This window comes from Halomonas sp. I1, assembly GCF_032334135.1.
Classification (GTDB): Bacteria; Pseudomonadota; Gammaproteobacteria; order Pseudomonadales; family Halomonadaceae; genus Halomonas.
The window spans coordinates 50,392-68,026 of record NZ_JAVXUS010000008.1 but is presented as its reverse complement, the minus strand read 5'-3'; the positions used below and the strand labels follow the sequence as shown (position 1 = coordinate 68,026).

At 64.5% G+C, this 17,635-nt stretch carries 17 protein-coding genes; 10 read left to right on the top strand and 7 right to left on the bottom strand.

Features of this window, described 5'->3' with window-relative positions:
- Positions 1–15: 15 nt before the first annotated feature.
- The 7 genes from mutM to RSO41_RS10460 all read left to right on the top strand — a co-directional run bounded on the left by mutM (position 16) and on the right by RSO41_RS10460 (position 7,632).
- Positions 16–840, top strand: a complete 825-nt coding sequence (mutM, locus tag RSO41_RS10490) for a bifunctional DNA-formamidopyrimidine glycosylase/DNA-(apurinic or apyrimidinic site) lyase (RefSeq protein WP_315619043.1) — start codon at positions 16–18, stop codon at positions 838–840.
- Between the two features lie 48 nt (positions 841–888).
- Positions 889–2,085, top strand: coding sequence for a class I SAM-dependent rRNA methyltransferase (locus tag RSO41_RS10485; protein ID WP_315619042.1), 1,197 nt, complete (start codon positions 889–891; stop codon positions 2,083–2,085).
- Positions 2,086–2,201: 116 nt separating this feature from the next.
- Complete coding sequence (locus tag RSO41_RS10480) at positions 2,202–2,519, top strand: DUF2007 domain-containing protein (protein ID WP_315619041.1); 318 nt, start codon at positions 2,202–2,204, stop codon at positions 2,517–2,519.
- A 34-nt stretch (positions 2,520–2,553) separates the two neighbouring features.
- Positions 2,554–2,988 (top strand): thioesterase family protein, encoded by a 435-nt coding sequence (locus tag RSO41_RS10475; RefSeq protein ID WP_315619040.1) that lies wholly within the window; start codon positions 2,554–2,556, stop codon positions 2,986–2,988.
- 176 nt (positions 2,989–3,164) lie between these two features.
- Positions 3,165–4,280 carry an alanine dehydrogenase gene (gene ald / locus RSO41_RS10470; protein ID WP_315619039.1) on the top strand — a complete coding sequence of 372 codons (1,116 nt, stop codon included), beginning with the start codon at positions 3,165–3,167 and terminating at the stop codon, positions 4,278–4,280.
- Positions 4,281–4,625: 345 nt separating this feature from the next.
- Positions 4,626–5,651, top strand: a complete 1,026-nt coding sequence (locus RSO41_RS10465; protein WP_315619038.1) for a tryptophan--tRNA ligase — start codon at positions 4,626–4,628, stop codon at positions 5,649–5,651.
- Between the two features lie 301 nt (positions 5,652–5,952).
- Complete coding sequence (locus RSO41_RS10460) at positions 5,953–7,632, top strand: NAD-dependent malic enzyme (protein ID WP_315619037.1); 1,680 nt, start codon at positions 5,953–5,955, stop codon at positions 7,630–7,632.
- A gap of 224 nt (positions 7,633–7,856) precedes the next feature.
- On the opposite strand, the gene acnA is transcribed toward RSO41_RS10460, so the two are convergent.
- Positions 7,857–10,601, bottom strand: coding sequence for an aconitate hydratase AcnA (acnA, locus tag RSO41_RS10455; protein WP_315619036.1), 2,745 nt, complete (start codon positions 10,599–10,601; stop codon positions 7,857–7,859).
- A gap of 158 nt (positions 10,602–10,759) precedes the next feature.
- Here acnA and RSO41_RS10450 point away from each other — a divergent pair, with 158 nt between their 5' ends.
- Both RSO41_RS10450 and trxB read left to right on the top strand, forming a co-directional pair.
- On the top strand, positions 10,760–10,969 hold the full coding sequence (locus RSO41_RS10450; RefSeq protein ID WP_315619035.1) for a CPXCG motif-containing cysteine-rich protein: 210 nt from the start codon (positions 10,760–10,762) through the stop codon (positions 10,967–10,969).
- Between the two features lie 126 nt (positions 10,970–11,095).
- Positions 11,096–12,046: a thioredoxin-disulfide reductase gene (gene trxB, locus RSO41_RS10445; protein ID WP_315619034.1), complete on the top strand. Its 951-nt coding sequence runs from the start codon at positions 11,096–11,098 to the stop codon at positions 12,044–12,046.
- 224 nt (positions 12,047–12,270) lie between these two features.
- Here trxB and RSO41_RS10440 read toward each other — a convergent pair whose 3' ends face one another.
- Positions 12,271–12,516 carry a SlyX family protein gene (locus tag RSO41_RS10440; RefSeq protein ID WP_315619033.1) on the bottom strand — a complete coding sequence of 82 codons (246 nt, stop codon included), beginning with the start codon at positions 12,514–12,516 and terminating at the stop codon, positions 12,271–12,273.
- A gap of 139 nt (positions 12,517–12,655) precedes the next feature.
- Between RSO41_RS10440 and RSO41_RS10435 the strand changes: the two genes are divergently transcribed.
- A complete protein-coding gene (locus RSO41_RS10435) occupies positions 12,656–13,120 on the top strand; it encodes a cold-shock protein (RefSeq protein ID WP_315619032.1) in 465 nt (154 codons plus the stop codon).
- 202 nt (positions 13,121–13,322) lie between these two features.
- On the opposite strand, the gene RSO41_RS10430 is transcribed toward RSO41_RS10435, so the two are convergent.
- From RSO41_RS10430 to dapC, 5 genes are read right to left on the bottom strand one after another with little or no spacing between them, the layout of a single operon-like run.
- Complete coding sequence (locus tag RSO41_RS10430) at positions 13,323–13,709, bottom strand: hypothetical protein (protein ID WP_315619031.1); 387 nt, start codon at positions 13,707–13,709, stop codon at positions 13,323–13,325.
- 24 nt (positions 13,710–13,733) lie between these two features.
- Complete coding sequence (gene dapE, locus RSO41_RS10425; RefSeq protein ID WP_315619030.1) at positions 13,734–14,909, bottom strand: succinyl-diaminopimelate desuccinylase; 1,176 nt, start codon at positions 14,907–14,909, stop codon at positions 13,734–13,736.
- A gap of 49 nt (positions 14,910–14,958) precedes the next feature.
- Positions 14,959–15,984: a 2,3,4,5-tetrahydropyridine-2,6-dicarboxylate N-succinyltransferase gene (gene dapD, locus RSO41_RS10420; protein WP_315619029.1), complete on the bottom strand. Its 1,026-nt coding sequence runs from the start codon at positions 15,982–15,984 to the stop codon at positions 14,959–14,961.
- 38 nt (positions 15,985–16,022) lie between these two features.
- Entirely contained in the window at positions 16,023–16,361 is a 339-nt protein-coding gene (locus RSO41_RS10415; RefSeq protein ID WP_315619028.1) for a Spx/MgsR family RNA polymerase-binding regulatory protein, read from the bottom strand.
- Positions 16,358–17,575, bottom strand: coding sequence for a succinyldiaminopimelate transaminase (gene dapC / locus RSO41_RS10410; protein ID WP_315619027.1), 1,218 nt, complete (start codon positions 17,573–17,575; stop codon positions 16,358–16,360). The genes RSO41_RS10415 and dapC overlap by 4 nt, the downstream gene beginning before the upstream one ends.
- Positions 17,576–17,635 lie beyond the last annotated feature (60 nt).

Sequence of the window (17,635 nt, the reverse complement as noted above, 5' to 3'; positions counted from 1 at the left end):
CCGGATATCCCCGCCATGCCCGAGCTTCCCGAGGTCGAAACCACCCGACGAGGCATCGCCCCTCATGTCGAGGCGCGCGAGATCCGCGAGGTGATCGTGCGACAGCCGCGCCTGCGTCACCCGGTGCCGGAAGATCTCGTCGATCGCCTGGTGGGGGCGCGCCTGGGGCGGCTGGACCGACGCGCCAAGTATCTGCTGGTGCCGGTGGTCGGCGAGTCGGGGGGGACCCTGTTGTGCCACCTGGGCATGTCCGGCAGCCTGCGCATCGCGAGGCTGGGGGAGCTGCCCAGGAAGCATGATCACGTCGACCTGGTGTTCGACGATGGGGGCATCCTGCGCTATCACGATCCGCGCCGCTTCGGTTTCATCGATTGGCTGGACGGGGATATCGAAAAGGATCGACGGCTGTCGAAGCTGGGGCCGGAACCGCTCTCGGAGGCCTTCGATGGCGAGCGGCTCTATGCGATGTCCCGCAGGCGCCGGCTGGCGGTCAAGCCCTTCCTGATGGACAACGCCGTGGTGGTCGGCGTCGGCAACATCTACGCCGCCGAGGCCCTGTTCCTGGCCGGTATCGATCCACGCCGCGAGGCAGGGCGCATCTCGCGTCAGCGGTATGCACGCCTGGCGAGTGCCATCCGCGAGGTGCTGGCCGCCGCCATCACCCAGGGAGGCACGACGCTGCGCGACTTCGTCGGTGGCACCGGGGAGCCGGGGTATTTCGCCCAGCGGCTCAATGTCTATGGCCGTGACGGTGAGCCCTGCCGACGGTGCGGCGCCGAATTGCGCCTGGTGACCCTGGGACAGCGTGCCAGCGTCTTCTGTGCCGGGTGCCAGCGCTGACCCTTGGCCCCGCACCCGCCCATTTCCCTATCAATCATGAGATTCCCGATGACCGCTCTACGCTCATTGCGCCTCAAGAAGAACGCCGATCGGCGACTGAAGTCCGGCCATCTGTGGCTGTATTCCAACGAGATCGATATCGGCACCACCCCCCTCAAGGACTTCGCGCCGGGCGAGCAGGCGGTGGTGGAAGCCGCAAACGGCAAGGCCATGGGGGTGGCCTATGTCAACGCCCATTCACTGATCTGCGCACGCCTGGTGTCCCGCGATGCGAGCACCACCCTGGACCGTTCGTTGCTGGTGCACCGTCTCAACCAGGCTCTTTCCCTACGCCAGCGCCTGTTCGCCAAGCCGTTCTATCGTTTGGTGCATGGCGAGGGCGACCTGCTGCCGGGGCTGGTGATCGACCGCTTCGACGACGTCCTGGTGGTGCAGCTCAATACCGCCGGCATGGAGGCGGTACGCGAGCCGTTGCTCGATGCCCTGGACAAGGTGTTGTCGCCGCGGGCCGTGGTGTTGCGCCATGATACCAGCGGGCGCCGGATGGAAGGCCTCGAGGGAGGCGTCGAGGTGCTCGGCGACGAGCCGCCCGAGAGCGTCGAGCTGGAAGAGAACGGCGTGCGCTTCGTCGCGCCGGTGCTGGATGGCCAGAAGACCGGCTGGTTCTTCGATCATCGTGCCAACCGAGCTTGGCTCAACGGCTTGGTGGCCGGCAAGCGGGTACTGGACCTGTTCAGCTATGTCGGTGGCTGGGGCGTCCAGGCGGCCGCGCATGGTGCCAGCGAGGTGCTGTGCGTCGATGCTAGCGAGCGCGCGCTCCAGGGGGTGGCCGAGAACGCCGAGTTGAACGGGCTCCAGGAACGCGTCGCGGTGGGCGAGGGAGATGCCTTCGAGGCACTGGCCGCCCTCAAGGCCGATGACGAGCGATTCGACGTGGTGATCCTCGACCCGCCGGCCTTCATCAAGAAGCGCAAGGACACGGCCGCCGGAGAGCGTGCCTATGGGCGTCTGAACCGGGAGGCGATGCGCCTGCTGGGGCGCGATGGTCTGCTGGTCTCGGCGTCCTGCTCCATGCACCTAGGGATGGATCGTCTCACGGATGTGGTGCGTGGTGCCGCCCGTCACCAGGACCGCCATGGTCAGGTGATCTTCCAGGGGCATCAGGGGCCGGATCATCCGGTGCATCCCGCGATTCCCGAGACGTCCTATCTGAAGGCTCTGGGGGTGCGGGTCTTCCGTGACTAGCCGCCTGCGAAAAGTGCCTGCGCTCGTCGACGTTTCAGGCAGTGCCAGGGCGCTATGACAAGTGCCTGCACCCGTCGACGGTGTCGAGGAACGCTTATCATGAGGAATATCGCGTCGTGAGGGATGTCGACTTCGTTCGCGTCTTTGCGCATACGAATCCACTGCTGGTCAGCCATGTCGCCAACCTGCTCGAATCGGCCGGCATTCCGGTGGAACGGCGCAACATGACGTTGGGCGGCGCGTCGGGAGAGTTGCCGCCCGTCGAGTGCGAGCCAGAGGTATGGGTGGCGCCGCATAATCGTGCCCGGGCCGAGGCGCTGATCCGCGAGGCCCGCGAGGGCGGAGCGCGCCCCGACTGGGTCTGTTCCGGCTGCGGCGAAACGCTCGAGGGTGTCTTCGACCGTTGCTGGAACTGTGGTCGCGACCGGCCCTGATACCGCTTCATCACCTCACAGGGAGGAGGGCACCATGTCCTGGGACCTGCCGGACCCTTTCATCATCGACCTCGATGTCTCACCGTCGAGCATCGACGATTATGGCCATGCCAACAACGCCGAGTACCTGCGCTGGGTCGAACGTATCAGCTGGCGCCATTCGGAGCATCTGGGGCTCAGCCTGGCGCACTATCGCGAGCTGGATCGTGCCATGGCGGTGCATCGTCACGAGCTCGACTACCTGGCACCGGCCTTCGAAGACGACAGGCTGCAATTGGCTACCTGGATCGTCGATTGCGACAACCGTCTGACCCTCACGCGCCGCTTCCAGCTCAGGCACCACGATACGGGGCAGACCCTGCTGCGGGCCCGTACGCGCTTTGCCTGTATCGAGCTGTCCAGTGGGCGTCCTCGACGCTTGCCGGCAGAGTTCCGGCGTTGCTACGGCGCGGTACTGGTCAGCGAGTGACCGGAAGGCGGAAGACTTTCTGTTTCGTGTTTCCTTGATAGTCGTATCTTCGATGTAGAAACGGTCTTTTCCGAATTTTTTTTGTTTTTCTCCCGTGATCTCTGCGTGTATGGACTGCTGTGCTGTAATGGAATCGAACGCGCAGTCATCCATTGTCCACGCATCGGAGGAATTCCATGAAGATCGCCGTGCCGAAGGAAATCAAGAACCATGAATATCGCGTTGCCCTGACACCCAGCGGTGCTCGTGAGCTGGTCGGTCGTGGCCACGATGTCGTTGTCCAGACCGCTGCCGGTGAGGGAGCGGGCTTCAGCGATGCCGACTTCGAGGCGGCCGGTGCTCGACTGGAAGCCGATGTGGCCAGGTTGTGGGGTGACGCCGAACTGATCCTCAAGGTCAAGGAGCCGCAAGCCGAGGAGGTCGCCAGGCTGACCAGCGGGCAGACCCTGTTCACCTACCTGCACCTGGCGGCCGAGGAAGCCCTGACCAAGGGGCTGCTCGACAGCGGCGCGACCTGCATCGCCTACGAGACCATTACCGCGGCCGAAGGTGGACTGCCGCTGCTGGCGCCGATGAGCACCGTGGCCGGGCGCATGGCCGTCCAGGCCGGCGCGCACAGCCTCGAGAAGGCTCAGGGCGGTGCGGGTGTCCTGTTGCCGGGCGTGCCGGGTGTGGCACCGGCCAAGGTCACGGTCATCGGCGGTGGCGTGGTCGGCGAGAACGCCGCGCGCATGGCGCTGGGGCTGGGCGCCGAGGTGACGGTACTGGACAAGTCCATTCCGCGCCTCGAGACCCTGGATGACCGTTATCAGGGCCGAATGAAGACGGTGTTCTCCACTGCCGATGCGCTCGAAGAGGCGGTACGCGAGTCGGACCTGATCATCGGCGCCGTTCTGGTGCCCGGGGCCGCCGCGCCCAAGCTGATCACGCGTGACATGCTGTCCGACATGAAGCCGGGCAGTGTGCTGGTGGACGTGGCCATCGACCAGGGCGGTTGCTTCGAGACCAGCAAGCCGACAACGCATGCCGAGCCGACCTATGTGGTGGATGGCGTGGTGCACTACTGTGTGGCCAACATGCCCGGCGCGGTGGCGCGGACCTCCACCCAGGCACTGACCAACGCGACCCTGCCGTTCGTGCTGTCACTCGCCGACAAGGGCTGGCAGAAGGCGCTGGCCGACGACGACCATTTCGCCGCGGGCCTCAATGTCCACGACGGCAAGCTCACCTACCGTGCCGTAGCCGAAGCCTTCGGGCTGGAACATGTGGACGCTGCCACCTTGATCGGCTGAGGCGGGGCCGACTCGTCGACGAAAGGCCAGGGCTACCGCGTGGAGTCCTGGCCTTTTCTCGATCTGAGGTTGGCCTCTCTCCCTGGCGACGACTGCGATGCCTCGCCAGGGTGATCCTGACGAGGGGCGCCGGGGACAAGCCGAAGAGGAGGTCCGACGCCAGGGAAGGCGTCGGTAGCGTACAGGGAGGTATTCACAGCGCCTCCTCGCAGGCTTGTCGACGGATCAGCCCCGGGCAGGTACTACTCTCTGTACTAGCCCTGCGACTTGTTCCCGGCAGGTCGCCTTGATCGGGGCCTCGCGTTACCATGGCGGGCATTCCAGAGTCAGCAGAGTCCCGCTTTCATGACTGCAGCATCCGACAAGACCCGTGTGCTCACGGGCATCACCACCACCGGTACTCCCCACCTGGGCAACTATGTCGGCGCCATCAAGCCCGCCATCGCGGCGAGCCAGGATCCGAACGTCCAGTCCTACTATTTCCTCGCCGATCTGCATGCCCTGATCAAGAGCCAGGACCCCAAGCGTGTCCAGCAGTCGCGCCTGGAGATCGCTGCCACCTGGCTGGCTCTGGGGCTGGATACCGACAACGCCATCTTCTATCGGCAGTCGGACATTCCGGAGATTCCCGAGCTGACCTGGATGCTCTCCTGTGTCTGCGCCAAGGGCCTGATGAATCGCGCCCATGCCTACAAGGCGGCGGTAGCCGACAATGAGGAGGCCGGCCACCCGGACCCGGACAGGGGCGTGACCATGGGCTTGTTCGGCTATCCGGTGCTGATGGCCGCCGACATCCTGATGTTCAATGCCCAGCGCGTGCCGGTGGGGCGCGACCAGATCCAGCACATCGAGATGGCGCGTGACATGGCCGGCCGTTTCAACCATCTCTTCAAGGGCCAGTACTTCACCTTGCCCGATGCGGTAGTCGACGAGCGGGTCGAGGTCCTGGGCGGGCTCGATGGGCGCAAGATGTCCAAGAGCTACGACAACACGATTCCGTTGTTCGTCTCCGAGAAGAAACTGCTCAAGCTGGTGCGCAAGATCAAGACCAATTCGCTGGAGCCCGGTGAACCCAAGGATCCGGACAGCTGCACGTTGTTCCAGATCTACTCGGCCTTCGCCAGTCAGGAAGAAGCGGCCGAGATGCGCACCGAGTACGAGAACGGCATCGGCTGGGGCGACGCCAAGAACCGGGTCTTCGAGTATCTCAATGCGCAGCTGCGCGAGCCGAGAGAGCGCTACCAAGCACTGCTGGAGGACCCCGCGCACATCGAGCAGGTGCTGCGCCAAGGGGCCGACCGTGCGCGTGCCGAGGCTGCTCCTTTCATGGATCAGCTGCGCCAGGCGGCGGGGCTGGGACGTTTTATCTGACTTGCCATGGGCGAGTGCCGTGCGACGCCAGGGCTATCGTGGTTGGATCTGGCGAGGGGCGCCGGGGGCAGGCCGAAGAGGGGGTCCGATGCCATGGATGGCATCGGTAGCCTCCAGGGAAGGATTCACAGCGCCCCCTCGCAGGCCTGTCGACGGATCAGCCCGAGCGACAACGCTTCACTGCGATAGCCCTGCGCACGACGCTTCGGGCTCCATGGTCGTCGCGTCGACGTGGTAGAGTAGCGCCCAAGTCGCCATAGAGCGTCACGGCCCGGATTCCAGAGACAGCAGAGACGAACCGATGACCAGAGAAGCCAAGCGCCCCCTCTATATCCCCTACGCCGGGCCCCCCTTGCTCGAGATGCCGCTGCTCAACAAGGGGAGTGCCTTCACTCGCGAGGAACGCCTCGAGTTCAACCTGATCGGCCTGTTGCCGCAGAACGTCGAGACCATCGAAGAACAGGTGGAGCGGGCCTATCGTCAGTATCGCCAGTGTCAGAACGATCTGGACCGGCACATCTATCTGCGTGCCATTCAGGATGACAACGAGACGCTCTACTTTCGCCTGGTCTCCGAGCACCTCGAGGAGATGCTGCCGATCATCTATACCCCCACGGTGGGGCAGGCCTGCGAAGAGTTCTCCAATATCTATCGCAACCACCGTGGCCTGTTCATTTCCTATCCCGACCGGGACCGAATGGACGACATCCTGCGCAGTGCCACCAAGGACAAGGTCAAGGTGATCGTGGTCACCGACGGCGAGCGCATCCTGGGACTCGGCGACCAGGGTATCGGTGGCATGGGGATCCCCATCGGCAAGCTGTCCCTGTACACCGCCTGTGGCGGTATCAGTCCGGCCCACACGCTGCCGATCACCCTCGATGTGGGGACCAATAACCAGGCCCTGCTCGATGACCCGATGTACATGGGCTGGCGACATCCGCGTGTCTCCCAGGAGGAATATGATGCCTTCATGGCGGACTTCATCGCCGCAGTGAAGCGCCGCTGGCCCCAGGTGCTGCTGCAGTTCGAGGATTTCGCCCAGGCCAACGCCATGCCACTGCTCGAGCGTTATCGCGATGAGCTTTGCTGCTTCAACGACGATATCCAGGGGACCGCCTCGGTCTGTGTGGGCACTTTGATGGCGGCATGCAAGGCGCGCGGCGAGGGTGTCGCCGATCAACGCGTGGTATTCGTCGGGGCGGGCTCCGCCGGTTGCGGCATCGCCGAGCAGGTGGTGGTGGCCATGCAGGCCGAAGGTCTCTCCGAAGAGGAGGCCCGGGCGCGAGTCTTCATGGTCGATCGAGATGGGCTCGTCACGACGGATCAGGAATGGCTGCGAGACTTCCAGCGCCGATTGGCCCAGGAACCGTCGCTGATCGATGGCTGGGACGGGCAGTCGCTGCTCGAGGTGGTCAAGCAGGTACGCCCGACCGTTTTGCTCGGCGTGTGCGGCCAGCAGGGTCTGTTCACCGAAGAGGTGATCCGTGCCATGCATGCGGGCTGCGCATCGCCGCTGGTGATGCCGCTCTCCAATCCGACGTCCCGTGCCGAAGCACTTCCTGAAGACGTGATCCGCTGGACCGACGGTCATGCCATGGTGGCGACCGGAAGCCCCTTCGCACCCGTGGAATATCAAGGGCGACAGTACCCCATCGCCCAGTGCAACAACGCCTACATCTTCCCGGGCATCGGCCTCGGGGTGGTGGCGGCGGGCGCGCGCCGTGTCACCGATGGCATGCTGATGGCGGCTTCCCGGGCCCTGGCAGACGAGGCGCCGGTGGCCAAGACCGGTGAAGGGGCGGTGTTGCCGGCCCTGTCGAAGATTCGGGAACTGTCCAAGGCGATTGCCTTCGAGGTGGCGGCCCAGGCGCAGAAAGAGGAAGTCGCCCTGAAGAGTGACGACCAGGCGATCCGTGCCGCCATCGAGCGTCACTTCTGGTACCCCGAGTATCGGGCGTATCGACGTCGGTCATTCTGACGAGCCACGGGGGTCGAGTGTCGAGATGCGAGCGGCGAGCTTGAAAGTGCCAGGGCCGGGAATAGGCTTTTGCTCGTATCTCGTATCTCGTATCTCGTATCTCGTATCTCGTAGCTCGTAGCTCGTATCTCGTAGCTCGTAACTCGTAACTCGTATCGACAAAATGCCCCCGCCGGTGATGAACCGACGGGGGCATCTGCGTCATGCGGGCAGGATGACGGCGATCAGGCCGCGCCGATCATCTTGCGCAGCACGTAGTGCAGGATGCCGCCGTGGAGGTAGTACTCCAGCTCGTTGGCGGTGTCGATGCGGCACAGCGCTTCGATGCGTTTCTCGCCCTTGGGGCTGGCGATGGCCACCTCGACCTTGCCGCCCGGCGTCAGGTCCGATAGCCCGGAGATGGAAACACGCTCGTCGCCGGTCAGGCCCAGGGTCTCGCGTGTGTCGCCTTCGGTGAACTGCAGCGGTACCACGCCCATGCCGATCAGGTTGGAGCGGTGAATGCGCTCGAAGGATTCAGCCAGCACGGCGCGCACACCGAGCAGCCGAGTGCCCTTGGCGGCCCAGTCGCGCGACGAGCCGGTGCCGTATTCCTTGCCGGCGATCACCACCAGTGGTGTACCTTCCTGCTGGTATTTCATGGCCGCGTCGTAGATGGCCATCTGCTCGCCGGACGGCACATGCCGTGTTTCCCCCCCGACCACGCCGTCGAGCATCTCGTTCTTGATGCGCACATTGGCGAAGGTGCCGCGCATCATGATCTCGTGGTTGCCGCGACGGGAGCCGTAGGAGTTGAAGTCCACCGGCTTGACGCCGCGCTCCTGGAGATAGCGACCGGCGGGGCTGTCAGGCTTGATGGCACCGGCCGGCGAGATGTGGTCGGTGGTCACCGAGTCGCCGAGCAGGGCCAGGATGTTGGCGCCCTCGACATCTTCGGTGGCGGCGGGCTCGCGTCCCATGCCCTCGAAGAAGGGAGGATGCTGGATGTAGGTCGAGTCATCGGACCACTGGTACACCTGGCTCTCGGGCACGTCGATGGCCTTCCAGACATCGTCGCCGTCGAAGACCTCGGCGTATTCCTTGCGGAACATCTCGGTCTTGACCTTTTCCACTGCCTCGGCGATCTCGGCCTGGCTGGGCCAGATGTCCTTGAGATACACCGGCTGGCCGTCGTCGCCGGTGCCGAGAGGCTCGCTGGCAAGATCCTTGCGCACGTTGCCGGCCAGGGCATAGGCCACCACCAGGGGCGGCGAGGCCAGCCAGTTGGTCTTGACCAGCGGGTGCACCCGGCCTTCGAAGTTGCGGTTGCCCGACAGGACCGAGGCCACGGTCAGGTCACCGGCCTCGACGGCCTTCTCGATGGCCTCCGGTAGCGGCCCGGAGTTGCCGATACAGGTGGTGCAGCCGTAGCCCACCAGGTTGAAGCCCAGTTCGTTCAGGTCGTCCTGGACACCGCCGGCGGCGAGGTAGTCAGTCACCACCTTGGAGCCGGGGGCCAGCGAGGTCTTGACCCAGGGCTTGGTCGCGAGGCCTCGGGCCAGGGCGTTGCGCGCCAGCAGGCCGGCGGCCATCATCACGCTGGGGTTGGAGGTGTTGGTACAGGAGGTGATGGCGGCGATCACTACGGCACCGGGATCGAGCCGGAAGGCTTCGCCTTCCATGTCGACGTGCTGGCTGTCGTGATGTTCGTAGCTCTCCTCGACGCCTACGGCGGTCTGGCCGCCTTCGGAGAACAGGCGTCCCTTCTCGGTGTTCGGCAACGACTTGCCGTCATCTTCCATCACCTTGGCGAAGGCCGACGGCATGTCCTTCAAGGCGACGCGGTCCTGGGGGCGCTTGGGGCCGGCCAGGCTGGACTCCACCTCGTCCATGTCGAGATGCAGAACGTCACTGAAGATCGGCTCCTGGCCGGGTTCGCGCCATAGCCCCTGTGCCTTGCTGTAAGCCTCGACCAGCTCGACCTGTTCGTCGTCGCGACCCGTCAGGCGGAGGTAGTTGAGCGTTTCGTCATCGACCGGGAAGAAGCCGCAGGTGGCACCGTACTCGGGAGCCATGTTGGCGATGGTGGCGCGGTCGGCCAGGGGCAGGTCGGCGAGGCCGTCGCCGTAGAACTCGACGAACTTGCCCACCACACCGCGCTCACGAAGCATCTGGGTGACTGTCAACACCAGGTCGGTGGCGGTGATGCCCTCGCGGAGCTTGCCGGTCAGCTTGAAGCCCACGACCTCCGGAATCAGCATCGATACCGGCTGCCCGAGCATCGCGGCTTCGGCTTCGATGCCGCCTACGCCCCAGCCGAGCACGCCCAGGCCATTGATCATGGTGGTGTGGGAGTCGGTGCCTACCAGGGTGTCGGGATAAGCGAAGGTCTTGCCGTCCTCTTCCTTGGTCCACACCGTCTTGCCCAGGTACTCGAGGTTGACCTGGTGGCAGATGCCGGTGCCCGGCGGCACCACGCGGAAGTTGTCGAAGGCCTGCTGGCCCCAGCGCAGGAATTCATAGCGTTCGCGATTGCGTTCCATCTCGATGGCCACGTTGTCGCGGAACGCCGTGGGATTGCCGAACTTGTCGACCATCACCGAATGGTCGATGACCAGGTCGACGGGCGACAATGGGTTGATGCGCGAGGGGTCCTCGCCGAGGCGCTCGACCGCGTCGCGCATGGAAGCGAGGTCGACCACGCCGGGCACGCCGGTAAAGTCCTGCATCAGGACCCGGGCCGGCCGGTAGCCGATTTCGCGGTCGGACGAGGCGTTTTTCTGCCAGTCGACCAGCGCCTGCATGTCGTCGCGCGCGACGCTGGGGTCGGTGGCGAAGCGCAACTGGTTTTCCAGCAGGATCTTGAGCGTCATCGGTAGTCGATCGATGTCGCCAAGGGCTTCGGCGGCTTTCGGCAGGCTGTAGTAATGGTAGGTAGTGCCGGCGGCCTCGAAGGTCTGCAAGGTATCCGGTGTTGACTCGGTGCTCATTGCTGTCCTCCTGTCACGGGGAGTGTCGAGCCATCCTGGGCTCTCGTTCTTACATGGTCATGATAGAAGGCGTTTTCAACCACTGCTCCCGCTTGGCGGCCTTGAAATGGGGCCTGTCATCCCCATCTCCGACGGAGTGAATGCTGCCTGGAGGAGATGTGCACGAAGACGCACTGGAGAGCCGGTCGGTCAATTGCCCCTATTGTGACACCCCTTTTGCGCTGCAGGTCGATGTCTCCCAGGGCAGTCAGGCGACCTGGGAGGATTGCCCACGCTGTTGTGCGCCGATCCAGGTGCGCATCGAAGTGTCGTCGATCAGTGGCGAGCTCGAGTCGGTGACCCTGGGACGGGACGACGACGTGCTGTGAGGCGGCCGATCTGGTGAAACGTTGTTGTGCAGGGCACAATCGCCCGCAGAGGCCTGCGTCATGCCGATGGTGCGTCGGCATTGCCCAGTCCGTTGCGTCATCCATTGCCATCGTTGTGAGGTACCCATGAGCGAAGCGCGCCACGAACGCTTGATCATTCTCGGATCCGGCCCTGCCGGCTACACGGCCGCCGTCTATGCGGCCCGGGCCAATCTCAAGCCACTGTTGATCACTGGCGTACAGGCCGGCGGTCAGTTGACCACCACCACTGATGTGGACAACTGGCCCGGCGATGATGTCGGGGTTCAGGGTCCAGAACTGATGGAGCGAATGAAGCGTCATGCCGAGCGCTTCGAGACCGAAGTGCTGTTCGATCATGTGCATGAAGTCGAACTGCGCGAGCGTCCCTTTACGCTCAAGGGTGACAATGGGACCTATACCTGCGACGCCCTGATCATCGCCACGGGGGCCAGTGCTCGCTATCTGGGCCTGGAGTCCGAGAGCCGCTTCATGGGGCAGGGCGTATCGGCCTGCGCCACCTGTGACGGTTTCTTCTATCGCAAGCAGGATGTCGTGGTGGTCGGTGGCGGCAACACCGCTGTCGAGGAGGCGCTGTATCTTTCCAACATCGCCTCCAGGGTGACCCTGGTGCACCGTCGTGACAGCCTGCGCGCCGAAAAGATTCTCCAGGACAAGCTGTTCGACAAGGTCGAGAACGGCAATATCGAGGTAATCTGGAATCATACTCTCGATGAGGTGCTCGGCGACAACACCGGCGTTACCGGAGCGCGGCTGACGTCCACCGAGGACGGCAGCCATCGCGAGCTCGATGCGCCGGGCGTCTTCATCGCCATCGGCCACAGCCCCAACACCGGTATCTTCGAGGGCCAACTGGACATGGCCGGTGGCTATATCAAGGTCCAGTCGGGGCTCGAGGGCAACGCCACCGCCACCAGCGTACCCGGCGTCTTTGCCGCCGGTGACGTCATGGACCATGTCTACCGGCAGGCCGTGACCTCCGCCGGCAGCGGCTGCATGGCGGCCCTGGACGCCGAACGGTATCTAGACGAGCTGTAACCGGGCTTCGCCCGGCCCGGCTTTGCCGGGAGCTTTAAGCTGTAAGCTATAAGGAAACCAGCCGGGCTGCGCCCGGCCCGGCTTCGCCGGGAGCTGTAAGCGTTAGGCTGTAAGAAAAATCTTGGCCCCGGACTTGGAGAGAAGTCCGCTGGCTTACGGCTTACGGCTTACGGCTTACGGCTTACGGCTTACGGCTTACGGCTTACGGCTTACGGCTTACGGCTTTAGTAATGCGGCGGCATTTCGTCTTCTGGGCGGGGTGTCGCCGCGTCGCTCTCCTGCAGGGCGTGTTGCTGATCGCGTATCTTGCGCTGCATCAACTCGTTGAGTCTCTCGAGCTGCGCGAGACGTTGCTCCTGCTGCGCCACGGCGCGGTCCAGGGTGTCCAGCCAATCCTCCTGATAGGCATAGCGGCTTTCCAGGGCGGTCAGCCGTGCCTGGAGATCGGAAAGCGTGTCATCTTGGTTCATGATAGAATCCTTGTGCTGCATGCCACCGTTCATCGTGGCATCGGCCTCGGTTCGGGGGGCGGCGTGTTGCGCCGTTAAAGTGCCTCGTTACCGCGTTATTCCTTCCTTTCTATTACGACAAAGAGAGCATCCGACGTTTATGAATCGAAAGGTCGTGTTACGTTGCAGTCTCATCAGCCTGTTGCTGGCCGCACCGTCGCCGCTTCTGGTGGCCCTGTTCGTGCATCTGGCCGGTGGCGCCATGTCCAGAGAGATTTTTGCCAGCCTCGAGATAGGAGGCGTGGGTATCGTCTATCTGGCCGTGGCCCTGGCAGTACTGGTCCTGTTGCTGATCGCCACCCTGGCAGTCAACGCCTTGACCCCCCAACTGGTCAATCTGGCCGAGGTCGAGGATGATGACCGCGAGATCGGCGAGGTCAAGTGGTTCAATGTCAACAAGGGCTACGGTTTCATCACTCGTGACAGTGGCGAGGATGTGTTCGTGCATTTCCGGGCCATTCGTGGCCGAGGACATCGCACCCTGGCCGAGGGCCAGAAGGTGAAGTACCAGGTGTCGCGCAATGAGCGGGGGTTGCAGGCCGACGATGTCACCGTGATTACCTAGCGATAAAGAGCGCCCGGACTTCGTCCGGGCTGGAGGAGGGAAGAACGGCGCTTCGCGCCTTTAAGAGGGGAGAAAACCCTTGACGTTCCAACCCCTGGCGCTAGCCTGCTCTTCTCTCTTCTCTCTTCTCTCTTCTCTCTTCTCTCTTCTCTCTTCTCTCTTCTCTCTTCTCCCTTCTCCCTTCTCCCTTCTCCCTTCTCTCTTACTGCCCTGAATCCGGCCATTCGATGGTCGTTTCCTGGCCGTCCGGGAGGACCTGCAGGAAGGTGTCCGGATCATCGCCGGGTTGCCAGCCTCCCAGGGAGCAGCGGACTTCACAGCCGAGCCGGGCAGCGGCGTCACGAGCGCAGTCGGCATCCGTCGTCCAGGGGGTGGCGGGGCTGTCGAACCACAGGCTGGCGAAGCCGTCGGCGGCCTTGGCCACCAGCAGGATGGTGATGGCGTGGCCGTCGCGCTGGCCCTGGGTGCGCCAACGATTCTTGCCAGCCGAGGCCAGTGGCGGGGTGTCGAGGGTGTCGCCCAGCCAGGCGTTCAGTGCCTCGAGCCTGGCAGTGGCCAGGTAGATCTCGATATCGGGGTACGCTTCCATGACTCTCTCCGGCTCTTTCTGGGGTCAGGGCCGTGATGCGCCGTTGACGAACAGGCGGGCGAGAACGGCCTCGTAGATCTGGCTCAGATCATCGAGGTCAGAGGCCAGGACGCGCTCGTCGACCTTGTGGATGGTGGCGTTCAGGGGGCCCAGTTCGACCACCTGGCTACCCAGGCTGGCGATGAAGCGGCCATCTGACGTTCCCCCTGAAGTGGAAAGCTCGGGGCGTCTTGCCAGCACGTCTTCGACGCTGGCCAGGGCGGCGTCGACCAGCTCGCCCTCGGCGGTCAGGAAGGGCTCGCCGTTGAGGGTCCAGTCGATGTGGAAGTCCAGATCGTGTGCCTCGAGGATGGCTTCGGTCCGTTGGCGAAGCGCCTGGTGGGTGACTTCGGTGGAATAACGGAAGTTGAAGGTCGCCTCCACGTCGCCGGGAATCACGTTGGTGGCCCCGGTGCCGGCTCGCAGGTTGGAGATCTGGAAGCTGGTGGCCGGGAAGAAAGCGTTGCCGCCGTCCCAGTGCTCACGCACAAGGGCGTCCAGCGCCGGTGCCGCCTGGTGGATGGGGTTGCGTGCCAGGTGGGGATAGGCCACATGGCCCTGGATGCCGCGGACATGCAGAACGCCGCCCAGCGAGCCACGGCGGCCGTTCTTGATGACATCGCCGAGTCGGTCGGTGGAGGAGGGCTCGCCGACGATGCAGTAATCCAGGCGGTCGTGCGACTCGCGCAGATGCTCGACCACCGCACGGGTGCCATCTACTGCCGGCCCTTCTTCATCGGAGGTGATCAAGAAGGCAATGCGGCCGGGATGGTCCGGGTGTTCGGTGACGAAGCGTTCCACGGCGGTGAGCATGGCGGCCAGGCTGCCCTTCATGTCTGCCGCGCCACGTCCGCACAGCATGCCGTCGTCGTCGATGCGAGGTTCGAAGGGCGGATATTGCCAGTGTACCTCGGGGCCGCTGGGGACTACGTCGGTGTGGCCGGCGAATGCCAGGACCGGGCCGTGATGGCCATGTACGGCCCAGAAGTTCTCGACGTCACCGAACGGCAAGCGCTCGATCTGGAAACCGAGGCGGGCGAGGCGTTCGATCATCAGCTCCTGGCAGCCCTGGTCGTCAGGGGTGACGGAGGGACGTCGCATGAGCTCCATGGCGAGCTCTAGCGTGGGGGACAGGGTCTTCGCGGTCTCGGGTGAGGTCATGCGGGATTCCGGCGGGCCGGCCCCGGGCGCCGCAGCGCCCGGGGACGACTCAGTTGTGGGCGTGCAGCGCTTCGTTCAGGGCGATGGCGCTCTTGTTGGTCAGGCATTCGATGCGCCCGTTCTGGGAGTTGCGACGCAGCAGCAGGTCGTCCTGGCCAGCCAGCTCACGTGCCGCCACGGAGCGGACTTCCTTGCCTTGATCGTCGAGCAGAGTGACCTTGGCGCCAGCGGTGATATAGAGGCCGGCCTCGACGGTGCAACGGTCCCCCAGCGGAATGCCGATGCCGGCATTGGCACCGATCAGGCAGCCTTCGCCGACCTTGATGACGATGTTGCCGCCGCCGGAAAGGGTTCCCATGGTGGAGCAGCCGCCACCGAGGTCGGAGCCCTTGCCGACCACCACACCGGCGGAGATCCGGCCTTCGATCATGCCGGGGCCTTCGGCGCCGGCATTGAAGTTGACGAAGCCCTCGTGCATCACTGTGGTGCCCTCGCCGAGGTAGGCGCCGAGGCGTACCCGGGCGGTATCACCGATGCGCACGCCGGCGGGGACCACGTAGTCGGTCATCTTGGGGAACTTGTCGACGCAGTCCACCGAGAGGGTGCGGCCTTCCAGGCGGGCCTTGAGTCGCCGTGCCGGCAGCTCTTCGATGTCAATGGCGCCCTCGTTGGTCCAGGCGATATTGCGCAGCAGCCCGAACATGCCGGTCAGGTCCGTGCCGTGGGGTTTGACCAGGCGATGGGAGAGCAGGTGCAGCTTGAGGTAGACCTCGGGCGCGCTCTGGGGGGCGTCGTCCTCGGCGATGAAGGTGGCGACCAGCGGCCGCTGGCTCGCGGCCAGGGATTCGGCCAGCTCGGCCTGGGCGCCATGGCCGGCGGCCTTGAGCGCTTCGGCGAGCTCGGTGCAGTGCTCCGGCAGGAAACTGACCGCGGCGTTGCCGGCGGGAGCATCCAGTACCTTGGCGGCGGCCTCGACCAAGCTGGCATCGGGGTTCAGCAGGGGCGCCGGATAGTAGATCTCCAGCCAGTCGCCCTGAGTATTCTGGGTGCCGATTCCGAGTGCAAAGCTGAGCATGTGTGGGATCCTCTCGCATGAACAGGCGTCGGTGCGCCTTAAAGATTGTCGTAGTCGCCATCACGGAAGCCGACGAGGATGTCGTCGCCGGTATCCAGCAGTGGTCGCTTGAGCAGAGTGGGGTTGGCCAGCATCAGCTCGCGTGCCTTGTTGGCATCGATATCGGCCTTGTCGGCGTCATCGAGCTGTCGCCAGGTGGTGCTGCGCTTGTTGAGCAGGGTCAGGACCGGGACGTGCTCGAGAATGTGTTCGAGCAACGCCGCGGACAGGCCGTCCTCGCGTAGATCGTGCGTCTGGAAAGGAATACCCTTGCTTTCCAGGGCCTTGCGGGCGCGACGGCAAGTGTCGCAGTTCTTGATCATCATCAGCGTCATCATGGTGTCGTCTCCCATCTGACGGTTTGTTCGATCAGCTGGCGCATACGCGTCGCCGCTTGAACGGTGGCGTCCAGGTCATCGACCAGGGCCAGGCGCACCCGGCCGGCGCCGGGATTGTCGCCGCCGAGGCCGGGCCGACCCATGTAGCTGCCCGGCAGTACGCTGACATGCTGCTCGGCGTACAGCGCTCGGGCGAAGGCTTCGTCATCGCCGCCCGGCACTGCGGGCCAGAGATAGAAGCTGGCCTCGGGGGCGGGGAAGTCCATCACCGGGGCGAGGATGTCGGTCACCGCCGCGAATTTCTCCCGGTAGGCGTCACGGTTGGCGCGAACGTGCGTCTCGTCGCGCCAGGCGGCGATGGAGGCGCGTTGCAAGGGCAGTGACATGGCACAGCCGTGATAGGTGCGATAGCGGCGGAAGGCCGAGATCAGATCGCTGTCACCGGCCACGAACCCCGAGCGCAGTCCCGGCAGGTTGGAGCGCTTGGACAGCGAATGGAAGACCAGGCAGCGTCGGTAGTCATGGCGGCCCAGTCGAGCACAGGCTTGCAGCAACCCGGGCGGCGGGGCGGATTCGTCCAGGTAGAGCTCCGAGTAGCACTCGTCGGCGGCAACGATGAAATCATGCTCGTCTGCCAGCCGGATCAGCCGCTCGAGCTCCTCGAGCGGGGTCACTGCGCCGGTGGGGTTGCCCGGTGAGCAGACGAAGACGATCTGCACGTCTCGCCAGGTCTCGGCCGATATGGCGTCCAGGTCGGGCCGGAAGTCGTGTTCGGCGCGACAGTCCAGGGTGAGCGTCGTGCCGCCCGCCAGCAGAGTGGCGCCTTCGTAGATCTGGTAGAAGGGGTTGGGTACGGCCACCCGAGCGGGACGTGTCCGATCCAGGGCCGCCTGGACGAAGGCGAATATCGCCTCCCGCGTTCCATTGACCGGCAAGACCTGGTGGTCGACGTCGAGATCGTCGAGACCGAAGCGCCGGGCCGTCCAGTCGGCGATGGCGGCACGCAGCTCGGTAAGCCCGCCGGTAGCCGGGTAGTGGGCCATCTCATGACGCTGATCGGTCAGGGCCTGCAGCGCGCCATCGAAGGGCGCATGACGAGGCTCACCGATGGTCAGCGGAATATGGGCCAGTGACTCGGGCGGTGCAATGCCTGCCTTGAGGGCGGCGAGTCGCTCGAACGGATAGGGCTGGAGCGCGTCGAGGTCGGGATTCATGGGTGTCCAGTCAGGGCCGTGATCGGCGTCGTTGTGTCGTGTCGCGTCGCGCGGGCAAGA

Coding starts and splice junctions, on each gene's coding strand:
- mutM (WP_315619043.1), top strand. CDS start 16: ATGCCCGAGCTTCCCGAGGTCGAAACCACCCGACGAGGCATCGCCCCT.
- RSO41_RS10485 (WP_315619042.1), top strand. CDS start 889: ATGACCGCTCTACGCTCATTGCGCCTCAAGAAGAACGCCGATCGGCGA.
- RSO41_RS10475 (WP_315619040.1), top strand. CDS start 2,554: ATGTCCTGGGACCTGCCGGACCCTTTCATCATCGACCTCGATGTCTCA.
- ald (WP_315619039.1), top strand. CDS start 3,165: ATGAAGATCGCCGTGCCGAAGGAAATCAAGAACCATGAATATCGCGTT.
- RSO41_RS10465 (WP_315619038.1), top strand. CDS start 4,626: ATGACTGCAGCATCCGACAAGACCCGTGTGCTCACGGGCATCACCACC.
- RSO41_RS10460 (WP_315619037.1), top strand. CDS start 5,953: ATGACCAGAGAAGCCAAGCGCCCCCTCTATATCCCCTACGCCGGGCCC.
- acnA (WP_315619036.1), bottom strand. CDS start 10,601: ATGAGCACCGAGTCAACACCGGATACCTTGCAGACCTTCGAGGCCGCC.
- trxB (WP_315619034.1), top strand. CDS start 11,096: ATGAGCGAAGCGCGCCACGAACGCTTGATCATTCTCGGATCCGGCCCT.
- RSO41_RS10440 (WP_315619033.1), bottom strand. CDS start 12,516: ATGAACCAAGATGACACGCTTTCCGATCTCCAGGCACGGCTGACCGCC.
- RSO41_RS10435 (WP_315619032.1), top strand. CDS start 12,656: ATGAATCGAAAGGTCGTGTTACGTTGCAGTCTCATCAGCCTGTTGCTG.
- RSO41_RS10430 (WP_315619031.1), bottom strand. CDS start 13,709: ATGGAAGCGTACCCCGATATCGAGATCTACCTGGCCACTGCCAGGCTC.
- dapE (WP_315619030.1), bottom strand. CDS start 14,909: ATGACCTCACCCGAGACCGCGAAGACCCTGTCCCCCACGCTAGAGCTC.
- dapD (WP_315619029.1), bottom strand. CDS start 15,984: ATGCTCAGCTTTGCACTCGGAATCGGCACCCAGAATACTCAGGGCGAC.
- RSO41_RS10415 (WP_315619028.1), bottom strand. CDS start 16,361: ATGATGACGCTGATGATGATCAAGAACTGCGACACTTGCCGTCGCGCC.
- dapC (WP_315619027.1), bottom strand. CDS start 17,575: ATGAATCCCGACCTCGACGCGCTCCAGCCCTATCCGTTCGAGCGACTC.